This window comes from Streptomyces sp. NPDC006339, assembly GCF_040612775.1.
Classification (GTDB): Bacteria; Actinomycetota; Actinomycetes; order Streptomycetales; family Streptomycetaceae; genus Streptomyces.
Window position 1 is genome coordinate 71,134 of record NZ_JBEXQW010000012.1, and the last position, 17,112, is coordinate 88,245.

Below are 17,112 nucleotides of genomic sequence, written 5' to 3' on the forward strand. Positions count from 1 at the left end.
AGGCGGACACCGAGCCGTTGAACGCGCCCCTGAACGCGCCCCCCGGCGCCGCCCTCCCGGCGGGGTCGGCGACCGGCCCTGCCATGGTCTCCCCGATGCCGCCGGCCCGCCCGCTGGACGCGATCGACCGGGACATCCTGCGACTGCTCCAGGCCGACGGCCGGGCCTCGGTGCGCTCGGTGGCCGAGCGGGTCCACGTCTCGCGCGCCAACGCGTACGCGCGGATCAACCGGCTCATCGACGACGGGGTGATCCGGGGCTTCGGCGCCCGCGTCAACCACGAGCGCGCCGGGCACGGCGCCTCCGCCTACATCACCCTCAAGATCGTCCAGAATTCCTGGCGCACCGTGCGCGAACAGCTCCAGGCCCTGCCGGGCGCCGCGCACATCGCCCTGGTCAGCGGCGACTTCGACGTCCTGCTGCTCGTCCACACCCCGGACAACCGGACCCTGCGCGAGCTGGTGCTCACCCGGCTCCAGTCCATCCCCGAGGTCCTGTCGACCCGCACCCTGCTGGTGTTCGAGGAGACCGACCTCGACCCGGACCCGGACCGCCGCGGCTGACGCACGGCGGCAGCGGCGGGGCGGGCCTCTCAGGGGGCCGTGCGCAGCCCGTCGAAGGCGAGGTGGACGACGGTGTCCGCCAACTGGTCGCGGTCCGTCGTGGAGTCGGGGTGCGGCCGGTACCACTCCACCAGCGAGTTGATCATGCCGAAGAGCAGGCGGGTGGCGAGCCGGATGTCCACGTCCGTCCGCAGGTCGCCGTCGGCCGCCGCGGCCTTCAGGAGCTCGGCCACCCGGTGGTCGAACTCGCGGCGCCGCTCCAGCGCCCACCGCTCGGTCGTCGTGTTGCCCCGCACGCGCAGCAGCAGCGTCACGTACGGCAGCTCGGCGATCAGCACGTCGACGGTCCGCCGGGTCACGTACTCGACCCGCTCGATGGCCCGGCCGCGCCCCGCGGCCGGCTCGTCCAGGATCGCGAAGAGCCCGTCGAGCGCCCGGCTGACCGCCCGCCGCAGCAGCTCCTCCTTGCCGGCCACATGGTGGTAGATCGACGACTTGGAGATCCCCGCCGCCTTCGACAGGTGCTCCATGGAGGTGCCGTCGTAGCCGCGCTCGTTGAAGACCCGGACGGCGACCTGGAGCAGCGTCTCGGGGGTGTAGGTGTCGCGTCGCGCGGTGGTCATCCGATCTCCTCGGCCGGCTCGGCGAAGCCCCGGCGCGCGAGGCCGATGCTCGGCGCGTACCGCCCGGTCGGGTACCGCTTGTGCATCGCCACCAACAGGGAGCAGACTCGCCGGAAGCCGATCTTCGCTCCCCATTCCAGCGGCCCGGCCGGGTAGTTCACGCCGAGCCGCATGGCGGTGTCGACGTCCTCGGCGGTGGCCACGCCCCGGTCGACGGCGTCGACCGCGAGGTCCACCAGCATCGCGACCGTACGGGCCACGATCATGCCGGGCACGTCCCCGATGACGGAGACCTGCTTGCCGAGGGCCTGGAAGAGACCCACCGCCTCGGCGAGCTTCTCGTCCTCGATGCCCTCACGGGCGGAGACGACGATCCGGCCGGCCGACGCGTAGTCGAGCGCCAGGTCGAAGTGGACGATCTCCTCCTGGGGGCGCTCGAAGGAGGTGCTCCCGTTCGCGAGGCGGAGCTGGGCGCCGCGCGGCAGCTCGATGCCGCCGGTGTCGCCCTCCGCCCGCTCGACGGTGATCCCGGCCTCCTCGAAGAGCCCGACCAGCGGCTCGGCCGGCCCGAGGTCGCCGCGCACGACGATCCGCTCGGGGGCCTTCGCCGGGGCCGCGGTGTGCGGCTCGGGGCGCTGGGCCCCTTCCGCGTACGAGAACCAGCCGTGCCCGGACTTGCGGCCGAGCCGGCCCGACTCGACGAGCCGGCGCTGTGCGAGCGACGGCGTGAACTTGGGGTCCTGGTGGAAGGAGTCCCACACGGAACGGGTCACGGCCTCGTTGACGTCCTGGCCGATGAGGTCGGTCAGCTCGAAGGGGCCCATCCGGAAACCGCCGGACTCGCGCAGGGCCGCGTCGATCGTGGCCGGGTCGGCGACGCCCTCCTCGTAGACCCGCAGCGCCTCCGCGTAGAAGGGGCGCGCGACCCGGTTCACGATGAAGCCCGGGGTGTCGGTGCAGCGCACCGGCGTCTTGCCCCAGCGCTTCGCCGTCTCGTACGCGCGCGTGGCGACGTCCGGGTCGGTGGCGAAGCCGCTGACGACCTCGACCAGCGGCAGCAGCGGGGCGGGGTTGAAGAAGTGCAGGCCGACGAACCGGCCGGGCCGCCGCAGCCCTCCGGCGATGGCGGTGACGGACAGCGAGGACGTGTTGGTGGCGAGCACGGTGTCCTCGCCGACGACCTCTTCCAGGTCGGCGAAGAGCCGCTGCTTGACGGGGAGCTGTTCGACGATCGCCTCGACGACGAGGGCGGCGTCGGCGAGCTCGGCGAGGGCGTCCGCCGCGTGCAGCCGGGCCAGCGCCGCGTCGCGCTCCGCCGCGTCCAGCCGGCCCTTCTCGACGAGCCGGTCCAGGCGGCCGGCGACGGCGGTCACGGCCTCGGCGGCCCGGCCGGGGGCGCTGTCGTAGAGGCGTACGGGGTGGCCCGCGACCAGGGCGACCTGGGCGATGCCCTGGCCCATGGTGCCCGTGCCGACGACGGCGACGGTGCGGCTCGGATCGACGGGCCCGGCTCCGCCGGCCGACAGCTCGTCGCTCCCCGGGCGGACGTTCGCGTTGGCGGTCATAGGAGTGATCCTCCCCGATGGGTTTTCCACAGGATCGACGGACCCCCTTGTCCCGACCGATCGTTCGGTTACTCTAACTCCGTACGCGTCTCCCTGCCCAGCTCGACGAGGAGTTGGTCCATCCATGGCCACCGCTCAGTTGACCACCGACCGTCTGGCCGAGAAGCACCGGTCCACGCTCGACCAGGCCCTCGCCACGATCCGCACCCGCGCCTACTGGTCCCCGTATCCGGAGCACCCCAAGGCATACGGGGAGAACGGCTCGCTGGACGCCGCGGCCGGCCTCGCCGCCTACCAGGACCTGCTCGGCAAGCGCTTCGAGCTGGACCAGCCCGGCACCGACGGCTGGACCGGCGGCGAGACCTCGCCGTACGGCCCGGCGCTCGGCGTCGAGTATCCGCACGCCGACATCGACGTGCTGCTGCCCGCCATGCGCGCCGGCATGGCCGCCTGGCGCGACGCCGGCCCCGAGACCCGCGCCCTGGTGTGCCTGGAGATCCTCGCCCGGATCTCCGCCCGCACCCACGAGTTCGCGCACGCGGTCATGCACACCAGCGGCCAGGCGTTCATGATGGCCTTCCAGGCCGGCGGCCCCCACGCCCAGGACCGCGGCCTGGAGGCCGTGGCCTACGCGTACGAGGAGCAGACCCGCACCCCGGCCGGCCGCGCCGCCTGGTCCAAGCCGCAGGGCAAGCGGGACCCGCTGGAGCTCAGCAAGGAGTTCACGCCGGTCGGCCGCGGCATCGGCCTGGTCATCGGCTGCAACACCTTCCCGACGTGGAACGGGTACCCGGGCCTCTTCGCCTCCCTGGCCACCGGCAACCCGGTGCTGGTCAAGCCGCACCCGCGCGCCGTCCTGCCGCTGGCCCTCACGGTCCGCGTCGCCCGCGAGGTCCTCGCCGAGTCCGGTTTCGACCCGAACCTGGTGGCGCTGGCCGCCGAGCGTCCCGGCGAGGGCATCGCCAAGACGCTGGCCGTCCGCCCCGAGATCCGCATCATCGACTACACCGGCTCGACCGCCTTCGGCGACTGGCTGGAGGCCAACGCCCGCCAGGCCCAGGTGTACACCGAGAAGGCCGGCGTGAACACGGTCGTCGTCGACTCCACCGACGACTACAAGGGCATGCTGTCCAACCTGGCCTTCTCCCTGTCCCTGTACAGCGGCCAGATGTGCACCACCCCGCAGAACCTGCTGATCCCCCGCGACGGCATCACCACCGACCAGGGCCAGAAGTCGTACGACGAGGTGGTCACCGACCTCGCCGCCGCGGTCGGCGGCCTGCTCGGCGACGACGCCCGGGCGAACGCGCTGCTCGGCGCCCTGGTCAACCCGGACGTCAAGGCCCGCCTGGAGGCCGCGGCGGCCCTCGGCGAGGTGGCCCTCGCCTCCCGCGAGGTGGTGAACCCGGACTTCCCGGACGCCGTGGTGCGCACCCCGGTCATCGTGAAGCTCGACGGCTCCAAGCCGGACTCCGAGGCCGCCTACTTCTCCGAGTGCTTCGGCCCGGTCTCCTTCGCCGTCCAGGTCGACTCGACCGCCGACGCCCTGGAGCTCCTGCGCCGCACGGTCCGCGAGAAGGGCGCCATGACCGTCGGCGCCTACACCACCTCCGCCGACACCGAGCGCGCCATCGAGGAGGTCTGCCTGGAGGAGTCGGCCCAGCTCTCCCTGAACCTCACCGGCGGCGTCTACGTCAACCAGACCGCCGCCTTCTCCGACTTCCACGGCTCCGGCGGCAACCCCGCCGCCAACGCCGCCCTGTGCGACGGAGCCTTCGTCTCCAACCGCTTCCGCACGGTGGAAGTCCGCCGCCAGTCCTGACCCACGGCCCCCCGGCCCCGCCCCCTACGCCGCAAGGCGCAGGCGGCGGGGCCGGGGTCTAGGCAGGGCCAGAGGCGAAGACGCCGACTCCCTCGTGGGCCCGGCGCCGGTCAAGCGCTCCCGCTCCCGCCGCCGCAGGGGAAGGGCCGGTCCCGCCAGGATCTGTCTGCACGGCCCCGCGGCGGGCGGACGCACCAGCCCCCGGCAGGGTTTCGGGAAGGGGCGGGGTGGGGGAATCGCACCGCGCGGTCACACCCCGGCCCGCACCGTCAGTCGATCTCCGCGTACCGCTGTACCCACGCATGCATCGCGATCGCCGCCGCCGCCCCCGCGTTGATCGACCGCGTCGACCCGAACTGCGCGATCGAGCACACCCTCTCCGCCCGCGCCCGCGCCTCCTCCGTGAGCCCGGGCCCCTCCTGCCCGAACAGCAGCACACACCGCCGCGGCAGCACCGTCCGCTCCAGCGGCACCGCTCCCGGCAGGTTGTCGATGCCGATGATCGGCAGGCCCTCGGCCGCCGCCCACGCGGTCAGCGCCTCCGTGTCCGGGTGGTGCCGCACATGCTGGTAGCGGTCGGTGACCATCGCCCCGCGCCGGTTCCAGCGCCGCCGCCCCACGATGTGGACCTCCTTCGCCAGGAAGGCGTTGGCCGTCCGCACCACCGAACCGATGTTGAAGTCGTGGCCCCAGTTCTCCACCGCCACGTGGAAGTCGTGGCGCCGGGTGTCGAGGTCCGCGACGATCGCCTCCCGCGTCCAGTACCGGTAGCGGTCGACGACGTTGCGCCGGTCGCCGTGGGCCAGCAGCTCGGGGTCGTAACGCTCACCCCGCGGCCACGGCTCCGGGTGCGGCCCGACGCCGACCTCGGGGCCGAACCCCTCGTCGTACTGGATCGGCTCGCCGTCCTGGACCGGCATGGGCTGTTCTTCGGTGGTGCTCACCCGACGAGGGTACGGGGACTGGGCTCGTCACCCGAACGGCCCTGCTCGGCCACCCGCACCCCCGCCTCGCCCCGTTCCCGCGCCCCATCCCGGCCCCGTCCCCGGCCCAGCACTCGGCCCAGCACCCGGTCACGACCGCGCGCGACCCGCGTCCCCGCCCACACCAGGAACACCGTCGGCAGGAAGACCGCGTCCGCGGCGATCATCGCGAGCGAGAAGAACGGCAGTCCGAGCAGCACGGCGATACCGGCGTGCTCCAGCATCATCGCCGCCAGCAGGACGTTCTTGACCTTGCGGTTGAAGAGGGTGAAGGGGAAGGCGACCTGCACGATCACGGTGCCGTACGTCAGCAGCAGCACGATCAGCCCGCTCGCGCCCAGCAGGTCGGAGAGGGCGGGCCACGGCGAGAAGTAGTCGAGCTGGAGCGGGTAGTAGAGCGCGGTGCCGTCCTGCCAGCGCGAGCCCTGGACCTTGTACCAGCCGGCCGTGGCGTAGATCAGACAGACCTCCGCCATGATCACGACGAGGGTGGCGTTGTGGGTGAGGTTGGCCACGACGTCCAGGAGCGTGCGCGGCTCGTCGGACGCGGCGTAACGGCTCACCAGCCACCACAGTCCCTGCCCCAGCCACAGCAGCCACAGCAGCACCAGCAGCCACCACTCCCCGGTGGCGCCGGAGAAGAAGGTGGCGGCCATCAGGAAGCCGCCGAGCACGACCCACAGCAGCGGCCCTACGACTCCGCCGTCACCGGTGCCGGCATTGCCGTCGCCATTGCCGTCGCCGTCGCCACCGGCACGCGCCGCGCGCCGGGCGTCGAGCGACCAGACCTGCGCGCACCGGGTGAGGACGAGGTAGAGCGCCATCAGGTGGATGACGTTGTCGCCGCCGTCGCCCATGAAGATGGAGCGATTCTGCAGGGAGAGCACGCCGGCCATGAAGACCACGGAGACGGCCCGGGTGTGCCAGCCGAGCAGCAGCAGGAGGGCGGAGAGCACGGCGAGGCCATAGACGATCTCGAACCAGAGCCGTCCGTCCGACCACATCAGCACGGTGAACGCGTTGTTGTCGGCGATGAGCCGGTGGCCCATCTCCCAGGACCAGGGGCCGTCGGGGCCGTACAGCTCGAGCCGGTGGGGCCATTCGCGCAGCAGGAAGAGCAGCCAGGTGAGGGCGAAGCCGATGCGGACGATCGCCGTCTGGTAGGGGCCGAGGGCATTCGCCGTGACCTTCTGGACGGCGGCGGCGAGCCGCCGGTCGAAGGGGACGCGAGGCCGCTCGGCGGCGGGGGTCTGGCTCATCGGACGGCCTCCGTCCCGTTCAGGCCCTCGGACCGGGCCCCGGGGCCGGTCTGGGTGCTGGCGTCGGTCCGGGCTCCGGCGCCCGTGGGCCGGTCGGCGGGGGTGACGCGCCACCAGGGCGCGGCGCGGAAGACGGGTGCCGTGTCGACCTTCTCGTTGCTCCACACGGGGGCGGGGACGCCCCGGGTGGCGGAACGCAGTTGGATCTTCTCGACCGTGCCGCCGAGCGCCCGCTCGTCGAGGCGCAGGAGCACGATCCGCCGCATGTACTCCTCCGAGAGCTCGCCGCGCAGCCCGTTGGGGCGGTGGTCTTCGGTGTGGGAGTTGAGGTAGAAGTCCCAGGCCCGGCGCAGCTCGTTCTGGGCGGTGTGGCTGGGCAGGAGGCTGCCGCGGATCCGCGCCGTGTCCTGTGCGGTCAGATCGATCCAGCCGGTGGTCGTGCGGCCGCCGTCCGCGCCGGCGATCTGGGCGCGGACCTCGACGGAGATGTTCTGCTGGAGCGGGTTGGGAGCGAAGAGCTTCCAGTTCTGCTCGAACTCGGGGTACATCCAGTCGTCGACGGCCTCGCCGTGCTTCTTGGTCAGCGTGTTCGAGGGCGCGACGTGCAGGAAGACCATCGCGAGGTGGACGCAGGCGAAGACGCCGAGGACGGCGAGGGCGACGGCCGCGACCACCTGGTAGGGCATGGACAGCGCGGCGATCCCGGTCCTGGGCCGCTCCGTCACCCGTTCGGGCGAACCGCCCGGTTCCGACCCGTCCGGGCCCCCGTCGTCGTACGAGTCCATCGCGCCCCGCTCCCGCTCACACCTCAGCAGTTATCCACAGGGTTGACACCATACGGGCCGCCGAACGACCATTGAAGTCATTCAACCGAACGATCGGTCGGTAGGGGGTCCGATGACCGCAGGTACGGCAGAGACGACGACAGCGACAGCGGGGACGGAGGCGTCCCGAGCGGCCCTCGAAGCGGTGTTCGACGCCGCCGTCGCCGCCGACGAGCGCATCGAGCCCCGCGACTGGATGCCCGACGCCTATCGGGCGGGCCTGATCCGCCAGATCGCCCAGCACGCCCACTCCGAGATCATCGGCATGCAGCCCGAGGCCAACTGGATCACCCGCGCGCCCACCCTGCGGCGCAAGGCGATCCTCATGGCCAAGGTCCAGGACGAGGCCGGACACGGCCTGTATCTGTACAGCGCGGCCGAGACCCTCGGCGCCAGCCGCGACGAGCTCCTCGACAAGCTCCACTCCGGCCGCCAGAAGTACTCGTCGATCTTCAACTACCCCACGCTGACCTGGGCCGACGTCGGCGCCATCGGCTGGCTCGTCGACGGCGCCGCCATCACCAACCAGGTCCCCCTGTGCCGCTGCTCCTACGGGCCGTACGCCCGCGCGATGGTCCGCGTCTGCAAGGAGGAGTCCTTCCACCAGCGCCAGGGGTACGAGGCACTGCTCGCCCTCTCCCGCGGCACCGAGGCCCAGCACGCCATGGCCCAGGACGCGGTGAACCGCTGGTGGTGGCCCTCGCTGATGATGTTCGGCCCCCCGGACGACGAGTCGACCCACTCCGCCCAGGCCATGGCCTGGAAGATCAAGCGCCACTCCAACGACGAGCTGCGCCAGCGCTTCGTCGACATCGCCGTCCCGCAGGCCGAGAGCCTCGGCCTCACCCTCCCCGACCCCGACCTGAAGTGGAACGAGGAGCGCGGGCACTACGACTTCGGCCCGATCGACTGGGACGAGTTCTGGGACGTCCTCAAGGGCAACGGCCCCTGCAACGAGCAGCGGCTGAGCAAGCGCCGCCAGGCGCACGAGGACGGCGTCTGGGTCAGGGACGCCGCCGCGGCGTACGCGGAGAAGCACCAGAAGCACGAGAAGCACATGGGACACGACACCGGGCACCACTCCGGCCAGGACACCGGGCACGAAGCCGGCGACCGGGCCGGACAGCACACGGACGGGGAGGCACGCGCATGACCACCGACGGATGGCCGCTGTGGGAGGTGTTCGTGCGTTCGCGCCGCGGACTGTCCCACACCCACGCCGGCAGCCTGCACGCCCCGGACGCCGAGATGGCCCTGCGCAACGCCCGCGACCTCTACACCCGGCGCAACGAGGGCGTGTCGATCTGGGTCGTCCCCTCCACCGCGATCACCGCCTCCTCGCCCGACGAGAAGGACCCCTTCTTCGAGCCCTCCGCGGACAAGCCCTACCGCCACCCGACCTTCTACGAGATCCCGGACGGGGTGAAGCACCTGTGAACGGCCCCACCACCACCGTCCCGGCCGCGACGCTCGCCCTCGGCGACGACGCCCTCGTCCTCGCCCAGCGCCTGGGGGAGTGGGCCGGCAGCGCCCCCGTCCTCGAAGAGGAGGTCGCCCTCGCCAACATCGCGCTCGACCTCCTCGGCCAGGCCCGCATCCTGCTCTCCCTCGTCGGCGACGAGGACGAACTGGCCTACCTCCGCGAGGAACGCGCCTTCCGCAACTGCCAGCTCGTCGAACAGCCCAACGGCGATTTCGCCCACACCATCGCCCGCCAGTTGTACTTCTCCACCTACCAGCGGCTCCTGTACGGGCGGCTCGCCGCCGGCGAAAGCCCCCTCGCCGGACTCGCCGCCAAGGCGGTCAAGGAAGTCGCCTACCACCAGGACCACGCCGAGCACTGGACCCTGCGCCTCGGCGACGGCACCGACGAGAGCCACCGCCGGATGCAGCACGCCTGCGACGCCCTGTGGCGCTACACCGGCGAGCTGTTCCAGCCCCTCGACGGCCTGGACCTCGACACCGAGGCGATGGAGCGCGCCTGGCTCGACTCCGTCACCGCCGTCCTCGACAAGGCCACCCTCACCGTCCCCTCCGGGCCGCGCACCGGCGCCTGGAGCGCCGGCGCCGGCCGCCAGGGACTGCACACCGAGTCCTTCGGCCGCATGCTCGCCGAGATGCAGCACCTCCACCGCAGCCACCCGGGGGCGTCATGGTGACCGGCACGCCGACCACGGCCCCCACCCCGCTCGAAGAGGAACTGGCCCGGATCGCCGGCGCCGTCCCCGACCCCGAGCTGCCCGTCCTCACCCTCGCCGAGCTCGGCGTCGTCCGCGGCGTCCACGTCCACGGCCCCGGCCGGGTCGAGGTCGAGCTCACCCCCACCTACACCGGCTGCCCGGCCATCGAGGCCATGTCCTCCGACATCGAGCACGCCCTCCACGAGCACGGCGTCCCCGAGGTGTCCGTCGTCACCGTCCTCAGCCCCGCCTGGTCGACGGACGACATCACCGAGGAAGGCCGCCGGAAACTCGCCGAGTTCGGCATCGCCCCGCCCCGCCCCCAGGGCCCGGCCGGCGGTCCCGTCCCGCTCACCCTGGCGATCCGCTGCCCCCACTGCGGCTCCACCGACACCGAGCTCCTCAGCCGCTTCTCCTCCACCGCGTGCAAGGCACTGCGCCGCTGCACCGCCTGCCGCGAACCGTTCGACCACTTCAAGGAGTTGTAGATGCCGTCCCCCAGCGCCGCACGGGCCGGGTTCCATCCGCTCCGCGTGAGCGAGGTCGAGCAGCTCACCGACGACTCCGTGGCCGTCACCTTCGCCGTCCCGCCCGAGCTGCGCGAAGCCTTCCGCCACACCCCCGGCCAGCACCTCGCCCTGCGCCGCACCGCCCCGGACGGCACGGAGATCCGCCGCACGTACTCGATCTGCGCCCCCGCCGTTCCCGAAGGCGAGACGCCCGTCCTGCGCGTCGGCATCCGCCTCGTCGACGGCGGCGAGTTCTCCACCTACGCCCTCAAGGAACTCGCCGTGGGCGACACCGTCGAGGTCATGGAGCCGATGGGCCGCTTCCTCCTCGACCCGCGCCCCGGACACTTCGCGGCCGTCGTCGGCGGCAGCGGCATCACCCCGGTCCTGTCGATGGCCGCCACCCTGCTCGCCCGCGAACCCGAGGCCCGGTTCTGCCTCGTCCGCAGCGACCGCACCGCGGCCTCCACGATGTTCCTCGACGAGGTCGCCGACCTCAAGGACCGCTACCCCGACCGCTTCCAGTTGATCACCGCCCTCTCCCGCGAGGAACAGCAGGCCGGACTCCCCTCCGGGCGCCTCGACCGCGAACGGCTCACCACCCTGCTGCCCACGCTCCTCCCCGTCGGCGCGATCGACGGCTGGTTCCTGTGCGGCCCCTTCGGCCTCGTGCAGAACGCCGAACAGGCCCTGCGCGACCTCGGCGTCGACCGCGGCCGCATCCACCAGGAGATCTTCCACGTCGACGACGGCTCCGCCCCCGCGCCGGCCCCCTCGGCCGACGCCCCCGCGCACGCCACGCTGACCGCCACCCTGCACGGCCGGTCCGGCAACTGGCCCGTCCAGCAGGGCGAGACGCTCCTGGAGACCGTGCTGCGCGCCCGGGCGGACGCCCCGTACGCCTGCAAGGGCGGAGTGTGCGGCACCTGCCGCGCCTTCCTCGTCGCCGGCGAGGTGCGGATGGACCGCAACTTCGCCCTGGAGCCCGAAGAGACCGACGCCGGCTATGTGCTGGCCTGCCAGTCCCACCCCGCCACACCGGAGGTCGAGCTCGACTTCGACCGCTGACCGGCCACGCCCGCCCATTCCCTTCCGGTAGAACCTGTTCTATCTTGACGGTCCGTCAGGTCGGTCCGTCAGAACACGGCGTGCGCCACCGGAAGGGGCAGGACAGTGGACTTCACCTTCACCGAAGAACAGCAAGCGGCCGCCGAAACGGCCAAAGCCGTCTTCGCCGACGTCCCACCCGACGCCGTACCCAGCCCCGCCCTCACCCCGGGCGCGGTCGCCGACGACTTCGACCGCGCCCTCTGGGCCCGCCTCGCCGACACCGACCTGCTCGGCCTCGTCCTCGACCCCGCCCACGGCGGCTCCGGACTCGACGCCCTCGCACTCTGCCTCGTGCTGCGCGAAGCAGCCCGCGCCCTCGCCCGCGTCCCGCTCCTCGAAACCAGCGCGGTCGCCCTCACCCTCCGGCACCACGCCCCCGCCGCGACCGCCGACGCCCTGCTGCCCCGCGTCGCCCGCGGCGAACTCGTCCTCACCGCCGCCGCCCACGGCCGCACCGGCCACGACCCGGCCCCCCTCGCCGTCACCGCCCGCCGCGACACCACCCACTGGACCCTCGACGGCCACACCAGCGCCGTCCCCTGGGCCCACCAGGCCGACCGCATCGCCGTCCCCGCCCACACCCCCGACGGCCACACCGTCCTCGCCCTGCTGCCCCGCACCCAGCCCGGCCTCACCCTGGCCGAGCAGTACGCCACCCACGGCGAACTCCTCGCCGCACTCCACCTCGACGACGTCCGCCTCGACCCCGCCGACGTCATCGACACCGAAGGCGCCTGGGAAGAACTCCACGCACTCCTCACCACCGGAACCTGCGCCCTCGCCCTCGGCCTCGGCGAACAGGTCCTGGCCATGACAAGCCAGTACACCGGGCAGCGCGAACAGTTCGGCCACCCCGTGGCCACCTTCCAGGCCGTCGCCGTCCAGACGGCCGACCGCTACATCGACCTACGCGCCATGGAAGCCACCCTCTGGCAGGCCGCCTGGCGCCTCACCACCGACGCCGGCGGCCCACTCCCCGCCGCGGGAGACATCGCCGTCGCCAAGATATGGGCGGCCGAAGGCGTACGCCGCGTCGTCCAGACCGCCCAGCACCTCCACGGCGGGTTCGGCGCCGACACCGACTACCCGCTGCACCGCTACCACGCCTGGGCCAAGTACCTCGAACTGTCCCTCGGCCCCGCCGCCGCACACGAGGAGGAACTCGGCGACCTGCTCGCCGCCCACCCCCTCGCCTGACCCGCGCACCGACAGACCGTAAACCGCCGCGCCTCTGCCCTGTGGCCCTGTGGCCCGTCGGCTCAGAGCACGTACGCCGGGCTGCCGTCGTCCGTCACCATCGGCCGCCCGGCACCGTCCCAGGCCAGCATCCCGCCGTCCACGTTCACCGCGTCGATGCCCTGACCCACCAGATACTGCGTGACCTGCGCCGAACGGCCACCCACCCGGCACATCACAAACGCCCGCCGGCCCTCCGCCACGGCGTCGGTGACCTCACCGAACCGCGCCACGAACTGGCTCATCGGTACGTGCAGGGCACCCTCGACATGACCGGCCGCCCACTCGTCGTCCTCACGGACGTCCAGCACCAGGGCGTCGGCCGGCACCGAAGCCACGTCGACCGACGGCAGCGGGGCGAAATTCATGGACCAGGCCTTCTCTCTCGACAACTCCGCGCCCACGCGGACGCACCACCATCGAACCTACTGCACCCGGCCTACGCCGCGAGCGACGCGAGCTCCGCCTCACGCTCGGCGACCTGCGCGAGCAACTGCTCGGCGATCTCCTCCAGCAACCGGTCCGGATCCTCCGGCGCCATCCGCAGCATCGCACCGATCGCGCTCTCCTCCAGATCCCGCGCGACCACCGACAGCATCTCCTTGCGCTGCGCCAACCACTCCAGACGCGCGTACAGCTCCTCGGCCTCACTCATCCGCGACTCGGCCACCGGCCCCGCCGCCCACTCCTCGGACAGCTCCCGCAGCAGCTTCTCGTCACCACGGGCGTAGGCCGCGTTCACCCGCGTGATGAACTCCTCGCGCCGCCGGCGCTCGTCCTCCTCCCGCGCGAGATCCGGATGCGCCTTGCGCGCCAGGTCCCGGTACAGCTTGCGAGCCTCGTCGGACGGCCGCACCCGCTTCGGCGGCTGCACCGGCCGGTCCGTCAACATCGCCGCCGCCTCCGCGGACAGCCCGTCGGAGTCGACCCAGTCGTGGAACAGCTCCTCCACCCCGGGCATCGGCATGACCGCGGCCCGCGCCTCCTGCGCCCGCCGCACATCCTCCGGATCCCCGGTACGCGCCGCCCTGGCCTCCGCGATCTGCGCGTCCAGCTCGTCCAGCCGGGCATACATCGGGCCGAGCTTCTGGTGGTGCAGCCGGGAGAAGTTCTCCACCTCGACCCGGAACGTCTCCACCGCGATCTCGAACTCGATCAGAGCCTGCTCGGCCACCCGCACAGCCTGATCCAACCGCGCCTCCGGCCGCTCACCCTCCGACTGCACGTCCTCGGACCGCGCCTCCGGTTGTGCGTTCCCGGACGGCACCCCCTCAGGCCGTACGCCCTCGGGTGCCATGTCCTCGGCCCGCCCGGGCACCGGCCGCTCACCGTCCGGCCGCTCAGCCTCGGGCCGCTCCTCGGACCCGCCACCCACGCCCTGGTCCACGCTCACGTCCACGCCCGTCCACGTCCTCGTTCCGGCTCGTCCCGTCCAGCCTACGGTCCCTCCCGGGGGGGGCTCCCCCTCCCTCCCCCCTCCCCCTCCCACCCCTCCCCCGAAGTCGGCGCCCCGTGACGGGCGACGGGCGTGCTTCAGCTCGGCGACTGCTCGCCGCCGCGCTGCTGCGCTGCCGCGCCACCACCGCGCCGCCGGCACCCTGTCCACTGCTCCTCGGGCCCTCGAACCCACGACTCCTCGGGCGCCCGCCTCCCCTCGGGCGCCCGCGTCCTCTCGCCCCCTCGGCTCAGACGCCGCGTTCCGCGGCTATGCGCCCCGTGCGGATCGCCGACAGCAGGTCGGCGTGGTCGGCGGTGGTGCGGTCCGCGTAGGCGACGGCGAAGGAGGCGATGGCCTCGTCGAGTTCCTCGGTCTTGCCGCAGTAGCCGGCGATCAGTCGCGGGTCCGCGCTGTGGGCGTGGGCGCGGGCGAGGAGGGCGCCGGTCATGCGGCCGTAGTCGTCGAACTGGTCGGCGCTGAGGGCGGCTGGGTCGACGCTGCCCTTGCGGTTGCGGAACTGACGGACCTGGAAGGGCCGCCCGTCGACCGTGGTCCAGCCGAGCAGGATGTCGCTGACCACCTGCATCCGCTTCTGGCCGAGCACCACGCGCCGCCCTTCGTGGCCGGTGTCGGTCTCGGTGAAGCCGACGGCCTTGAGGTGGGGCAGCAGCGCCGAGGGGCGGGCCTCCTTGACCTGGAGGACCAGGGGTTCGCCCCGGTGGTCGAGGAGCAGCACGACGTAGGAGCGGGTGCCGACGCTGCCGGTGCCGACGACGCGGAAGGCCACGTCGTGGATGGCGTACCGGGCGAGCAGCGGAAGCCGGTCCTCGGAGACGGTCTCCAGGTAGGGGCCGAGGGAGGCGGCGACGGCGGCCGCTTCCGCGTCGGGCACGCGGCGCAGGACCGGTGGTGCGTCGACGAAGCGTCTGCCGCCGCCTTCGGTGGCGGGTATGGCTTCGGTGGAGCGGGCGGCGAAGCGGGCGCTGGTGTTGTTGCGGGCCTTGGCGGAGACCCGTTCGAGGGTGCCTATGAGGTCGCGGGCGTCGGTGTGGGAGACGAGTTCCTCGTCGGCGATGGCGTTCCAGGCGTCGAGGGCGGGGAGCCGGGCGAGCAGGCGCATGGTGCGCCGGTAGGCGCCGGCGGTGTCGAAGGCGGCGGCCCGGCAGGTGTCCTCGTCGGCGCCGGCTTCGCGTCCGGCGAGGACGAGGGAGGTGGCGAGCCGTTTGAGGTCCCATTCCCAGGGGCCGACGACGGTCTCGTCGAAGTCGTTGAGGTCGATGACGAGCCCGCCGCGGGCGTCGCCGTAGAGGCCGAAGTTGGCGGCGTGGGCGTCGCCGCAGATCTGGGCGGCGATGCCGGTGACGGGGGAGCCGGTGAGGTCGTGGGCCATGAGGCCGGCGCTGCCGCGGAGGAAGGCGAAGGGGCCGGCGGCCATGCGGCCGATCCTGATGGGGGTGAGCTCGGGGACGCGGCCGCGGTTGGACTCCTCGACGGCGCCGGCGGCGTCGGGCCGGTCGGGGGCGGGGAGGAAGGTGGCGTGGGCGGAGCGGGGGAGGTCCTGTCGGAGTTCCTTGCCGCGCCGTTTGGCTGTGGCGGCCGCTCCGTCGGCGGTGCGCGGGGCGAAGCCGGGTACGTGCGGCAGGCGGGTGGTGCCGTGGGCCGCGGGCCCGCTGTCGGGCGCGTGTTCGCGTTGTGCCGGTAGCGCTGTGCTGGTCACGTCCATGGGACGTCCTCCCCCGCCGTTCGGTGTTCGGCCGACATCGATTGCGTCGACTGGGCCTGACGGTACCGCCGGGTCCACGAGGCCGTCTCCCCCTGTGGACAACGGCCTGTGGACAACTTCGGGCGGCGGATTCGGGGGCCGGTGCGGCCGTGGGGTCGGCCGGGTTCCGGCCGGTCAGACGGCGACCGCCTCCTCCATCTCCTCCTCGGCCTCCGCGGCCTCGTCGGCCTGCGTGTGGGTCTCGTTCGCCGCGGCCGGGGCGGCGTGGGCGGCGGCGGAGTGGCGGCGGGCTTCGGTGAGGCCGGCGAGGACGACGAGGGCGATGCCGGCGAGGAGCCAGAGGGCGAGCACGAGGATGTTGCCGCCGAGGGCGTGGCCGTCGAAGTAGACGTGCTCGCGGACGCCTTCGACGTATCCGGCGCCGTTCCAGAAGGCGTGCAGGGAGCCGAAGAAGCCGGGCTGGAGTTCGGGCCGGTAGATGCCGCCGGAGCTGGTGAAGTTGAGCATCACGAACAGCACCATCACGCCGAGGGTGGTCCAGCGCTTGAGGAAGGTGTGGAGTCCGACGCCGATCAGCAGGATGCCGGCGCTGTACAGCCATGACAGGGCCCAGAGGCCGCCGAGTCCGTGGTCGACGAGGTGGAAGAGGGGCCCGGCGAAGACGGTGCCGATGAGGCTGACGACGAGGGACATGCCGGCGGCGAGGAGGGCCCTGACGCGCATGGGCAGGACGGCTCCGGCGCCGCCGATGACGGCGACGGAGGCGTAGGAGCCGATGCTGAGGGCGACGAGGAGGAAGAAGATGCCCTGCCCTGTGGGGTCGCCGGGGGCGACGGGGGCGACGTCGGTGATCCGGAGCGGGTCGCCGTGGGTGGCGGCGACCTTGGTGAAGACCTTCTCGACGGCCATGGCGCTGGTGTCGGAGGAGGCGGAGGCGACGAGCAGTTCGGGGGTGTCGGTCGGTCCGCCGGGGATGTAGGCGCCGAAGCTGGACCGGTCGTGCAGGGCGGCGGTGGCGGTGGCGCGGTCGGGGACGGTGCGGACGTCGAGGGCGCCGGCGCCCTTGTCCTGGAGGGTCTGGGCGAGGACCTGGGCCTGGGGTCCCGAACCGACGATGTCGACGCGCAGGTCGTGTGGTTCCGGGGCGTGGAAGGCGCCCAGGTAGGCGAGGCCCATGCCGATGCACATCAGCAGGGGGGTGAGCAGGTGGCCGAGGACGTGGCGCAGTGCTCCCTGTGGGGTCGGTCCGGCGGACACCTGAACCTCCATGGTTGGCT

General features: G+C 72.8%; 17 protein-coding genes. 8 read left to right on the plus strand and 9 right to left on the minus strand.

The features are described 5' to 3' along the window. Positions 1–83: 83 nt before the first annotated feature. Entirely contained in the window at positions 84–563 is a 480-nt protein-coding gene (locus ABZ135_RS12165) for an Lrp/AsnC family transcriptional regulator (RefSeq protein ID WP_356694774.1), read from the plus strand. A 29-nt stretch (positions 564–592) separates the two neighbouring features. On the opposite strand, the gene ABZ135_RS12170 is transcribed toward ABZ135_RS12165, so the two are convergent. Both ABZ135_RS12170 and ABZ135_RS12175 read right to left on the minus strand, forming a co-directional pair. After that, a complete protein-coding gene (locus ABZ135_RS12170) occupies positions 593–1,186 on the minus strand; it encodes a TetR/AcrR family transcriptional regulator (protein ID WP_356694559.1) in 594 nt (197 codons plus the stop codon). Continuing rightward, positions 1,183–2,646 carry a 3-hydroxyacyl-CoA dehydrogenase gene (locus tag ABZ135_RS12175; RefSeq protein WP_356694776.1) on the minus strand — a complete coding sequence of 488 codons (1,464 nt, stop codon included), beginning with the start codon at positions 2,644–2,646 and terminating at the stop codon, positions 1,183–1,185. Before ABZ135_RS12175 ends, ABZ135_RS12170 begins: the two co-directional genes overlap by 4 nt. Positions 2,647–2,875: 229 nt before the next feature. Between ABZ135_RS12175 and paaN the strand changes: the two genes are divergently transcribed. Continuing rightward, positions 2,876–4,573, plus strand: a complete 1,698-nt coding sequence (gene paaN / locus ABZ135_RS12180) for a phenylacetic acid degradation protein PaaN (RefSeq protein ID WP_356694561.1) — start codon at positions 2,876–2,878, stop codon at positions 4,571–4,573. A 269-nt stretch (positions 4,574–4,842) separates the two neighbouring features. Here paaN and ABZ135_RS12185 read toward each other — a convergent pair whose 3' ends face one another. Genes ABZ135_RS12185 through ABZ135_RS12195 form a run of 3 tightly spaced genes read right to left on the minus strand, consistent with a single transcriptional unit; the run spans position 4,843 to position 7,600 of the window. Beyond that, positions 4,843–5,493, minus strand: a complete 651-nt coding sequence (locus tag ABZ135_RS12185) for a TrmH family RNA methyltransferase (protein ID WP_356694778.1) — start codon at positions 5,491–5,493, stop codon at positions 4,843–4,845. 20 nt (positions 5,494–5,513) lie between these two features. Continuing rightward, on the minus strand, positions 5,514–6,815 hold the full coding sequence (locus tag ABZ135_RS12190; RefSeq protein WP_356694563.1) for an HTTM domain-containing protein: 1,302 nt from the start codon (positions 6,813–6,815) through the stop codon (positions 5,514–5,516). Then, a complete protein-coding gene (locus tag ABZ135_RS12195) occupies positions 6,812–7,600 on the minus strand; it encodes a DUF5819 family protein (RefSeq protein WP_356694565.1) in 789 nt (262 codons plus the stop codon). Before ABZ135_RS12195 ends, ABZ135_RS12190 begins: the two co-directional genes overlap by 4 nt. Before the next feature lie 112 nt (positions 7,601–7,712). Here ABZ135_RS12195 and paaA point away from each other — a divergent pair, with 112 nt between their 5' ends. The 6 genes from paaA (at position 7,713) to ABZ135_RS12225 (ending at position 12,635) form a co-directional block, all read left to right on the plus strand. Further along, a complete protein-coding gene (gene paaA / locus ABZ135_RS12200; protein WP_356694566.1) occupies positions 7,713–8,792 on the plus strand; it encodes a 1,2-phenylacetyl-CoA epoxidase subunit PaaA in 1,080 nt (359 codons plus the stop codon). Further along, complete coding sequence (gene paaB, locus ABZ135_RS12205) at positions 8,789–9,076, plus strand: 1,2-phenylacetyl-CoA epoxidase subunit PaaB (protein WP_327375298.1); 288 nt, start codon at positions 8,789–8,791, stop codon at positions 9,074–9,076. Before paaA ends, paaB begins: the two co-directional genes overlap by 4 nt. Continuing rightward, positions 9,073–9,798, plus strand: coding sequence for a 1,2-phenylacetyl-CoA epoxidase subunit PaaC (gene paaC / locus ABZ135_RS12210; RefSeq protein WP_356694568.1), 726 nt, complete (start codon positions 9,073–9,075; stop codon positions 9,796–9,798). Before paaB ends, paaC begins: the two co-directional genes overlap by 4 nt. Further along, on the plus strand, positions 9,792–10,307 hold the full coding sequence (gene paaD / locus ABZ135_RS12215; protein ID WP_356694570.1) for a 1,2-phenylacetyl-CoA epoxidase subunit PaaD: 516 nt from the start codon (positions 9,792–9,794) through the stop codon (positions 10,305–10,307). The genes paaC and paaD overlap by 7 nt, the downstream gene beginning before the upstream one ends. Next, positions 10,308–11,396, plus strand: a complete 1,089-nt coding sequence (locus tag ABZ135_RS12220; protein WP_356694572.1) for a 2Fe-2S iron-sulfur cluster-binding protein — start codon at positions 10,308–10,310, stop codon at positions 11,394–11,396. 105 nt (positions 11,397–11,501) lie between these two features. Beyond that, a complete protein-coding gene (locus ABZ135_RS12225) occupies positions 11,502–12,635 on the plus strand; it encodes an acyl-CoA dehydrogenase family protein (protein ID WP_356694574.1) in 1,134 nt (377 codons plus the stop codon). 62 nt (positions 12,636–12,697) lie between these two features. Here ABZ135_RS12225 and ABZ135_RS12230 read toward each other — a convergent pair whose 3' ends face one another. From ABZ135_RS12230 to ABZ135_RS12245, 4 genes are all read right to left on the minus strand, one after another. Next, positions 12,698–13,042: a rhodanese-like domain-containing protein gene (locus ABZ135_RS12230; protein WP_356694576.1), complete on the minus strand. Its 345-nt coding sequence runs from the start codon at positions 13,040–13,042 to the stop codon at positions 12,698–12,700. A 71-nt stretch (positions 13,043–13,113) separates the two neighbouring features. Then, positions 13,114–13,971: a hypothetical protein gene (locus ABZ135_RS12235; RefSeq protein ID WP_356694780.1), complete on the minus strand. Its 858-nt coding sequence runs from the start codon at positions 13,969–13,971 to the stop codon at positions 13,114–13,116. A 388-nt stretch (positions 13,972–14,359) separates the two neighbouring features. Further along, positions 14,360–15,835, minus strand: a complete 1,476-nt coding sequence (locus ABZ135_RS12240) for a DUF2252 domain-containing protein (protein WP_356694578.1) — start codon at positions 15,833–15,835, stop codon at positions 14,360–14,362. A 174-nt stretch (positions 15,836–16,009) separates the two neighbouring features. Further along, positions 16,010–17,104: a hypothetical protein gene (locus tag ABZ135_RS12245; protein ID WP_356694580.1), complete on the minus strand. Its 1,095-nt coding sequence runs from the start codon at positions 17,102–17,104 to the stop codon at positions 16,010–16,012. Positions 17,105–17,112: the final 8 nt, after the last annotated feature.

What these genes read in the sequence shown, in the direction of transcription:
- ABZ135_RS12185 (WP_356694778.1), bottom strand. Translation starts at nt 5,493, where the DNA reads ATGCCGGTCCAGGACGGCGAGCCGATCCAGTACGACGAGGGGTTCGGC.
- ABZ135_RS12165 (WP_356694774.1), top strand. Translation starts at nt 84, where the DNA reads ATGGTCTCCCCGATGCCGCCGGCCCGCCCGCTGGACGCGATCGACCGG.
- ABZ135_RS12240 (WP_356694578.1), bottom strand. Translation starts at nt 15,835, where the DNA reads ATGGACGTGACCAGCACAGCGCTACCGGCACAACGCGAACACGCGCCC.
- ABZ135_RS12195 (WP_356694565.1), bottom strand. Translation starts at nt 7,600, where the DNA reads ATGGACTCGTACGACGACGGGGGCCCGGACGGGTCGGAACCGGGCGGT.
- paaB (WP_327375298.1), top strand. Translation starts at nt 8,789, where the DNA reads ATGACCACCGACGGATGGCCGCTGTGGGAGGTGTTCGTGCGTTCGCGC.
- ABZ135_RS12175 (WP_356694776.1), bottom strand. Translation starts at nt 2,646, where the DNA reads ATGGGCCAGGGCATCGCCCAGGTCGCCCTGGTCGCGGGCCACCCCGTA.
- ABZ135_RS12190 (WP_356694563.1), bottom strand. Translation starts at nt 6,815, where the DNA reads ATGAGCCAGACCCCCGCCGCCGAGCGGCCTCGCGTCCCCTTCGACCGG.
- paaD (WP_356694570.1), top strand. Translation starts at nt 9,792, where the DNA reads ATGGTGACCGGCACGCCGACCACGGCCCCCACCCCGCTCGAAGAGGAA.
- ABZ135_RS12245 (WP_356694580.1), bottom strand. Translation starts at nt 17,104, where the DNA reads ATGGAGGTTCAGGTGTCCGCCGGACCGACCCCACAGGGAGCACTGCGC.
- ABZ135_RS12235 (WP_356694780.1), bottom strand. Translation starts at nt 13,971, where the DNA reads ATGGCACCCGAGGGCGTACGGCCTGAGGGGGTGCCGTCCGGGAACGCA.
- ABZ135_RS12230 (WP_356694576.1), bottom strand. Translation starts at nt 13,042, where the DNA reads ATGAATTTCGCCCCGCTGCCGTCGGTCGACGTGGCTTCGGTGCCGGCC.
- paaN (WP_356694561.1), top strand. Translation starts at nt 2,876, where the DNA reads ATGGCCACCGCTCAGTTGACCACCGACCGTCTGGCCGAGAAGCACCGG.
- paaA (WP_356694566.1), top strand. Translation starts at nt 7,713, where the DNA reads ATGACCGCAGGTACGGCAGAGACGACGACAGCGACAGCGGGGACGGAG.
- ABZ135_RS12170 (WP_356694559.1), bottom strand. Translation starts at nt 1,186, where the DNA reads ATGACCACCGCGCGACGCGACACCTACACCCCCGAGACGCTGCTCCAG.
- ABZ135_RS12220 (WP_356694572.1), top strand. Translation starts at nt 10,308, where the DNA reads ATGCCGTCCCCCAGCGCCGCACGGGCCGGGTTCCATCCGCTCCGCGTG.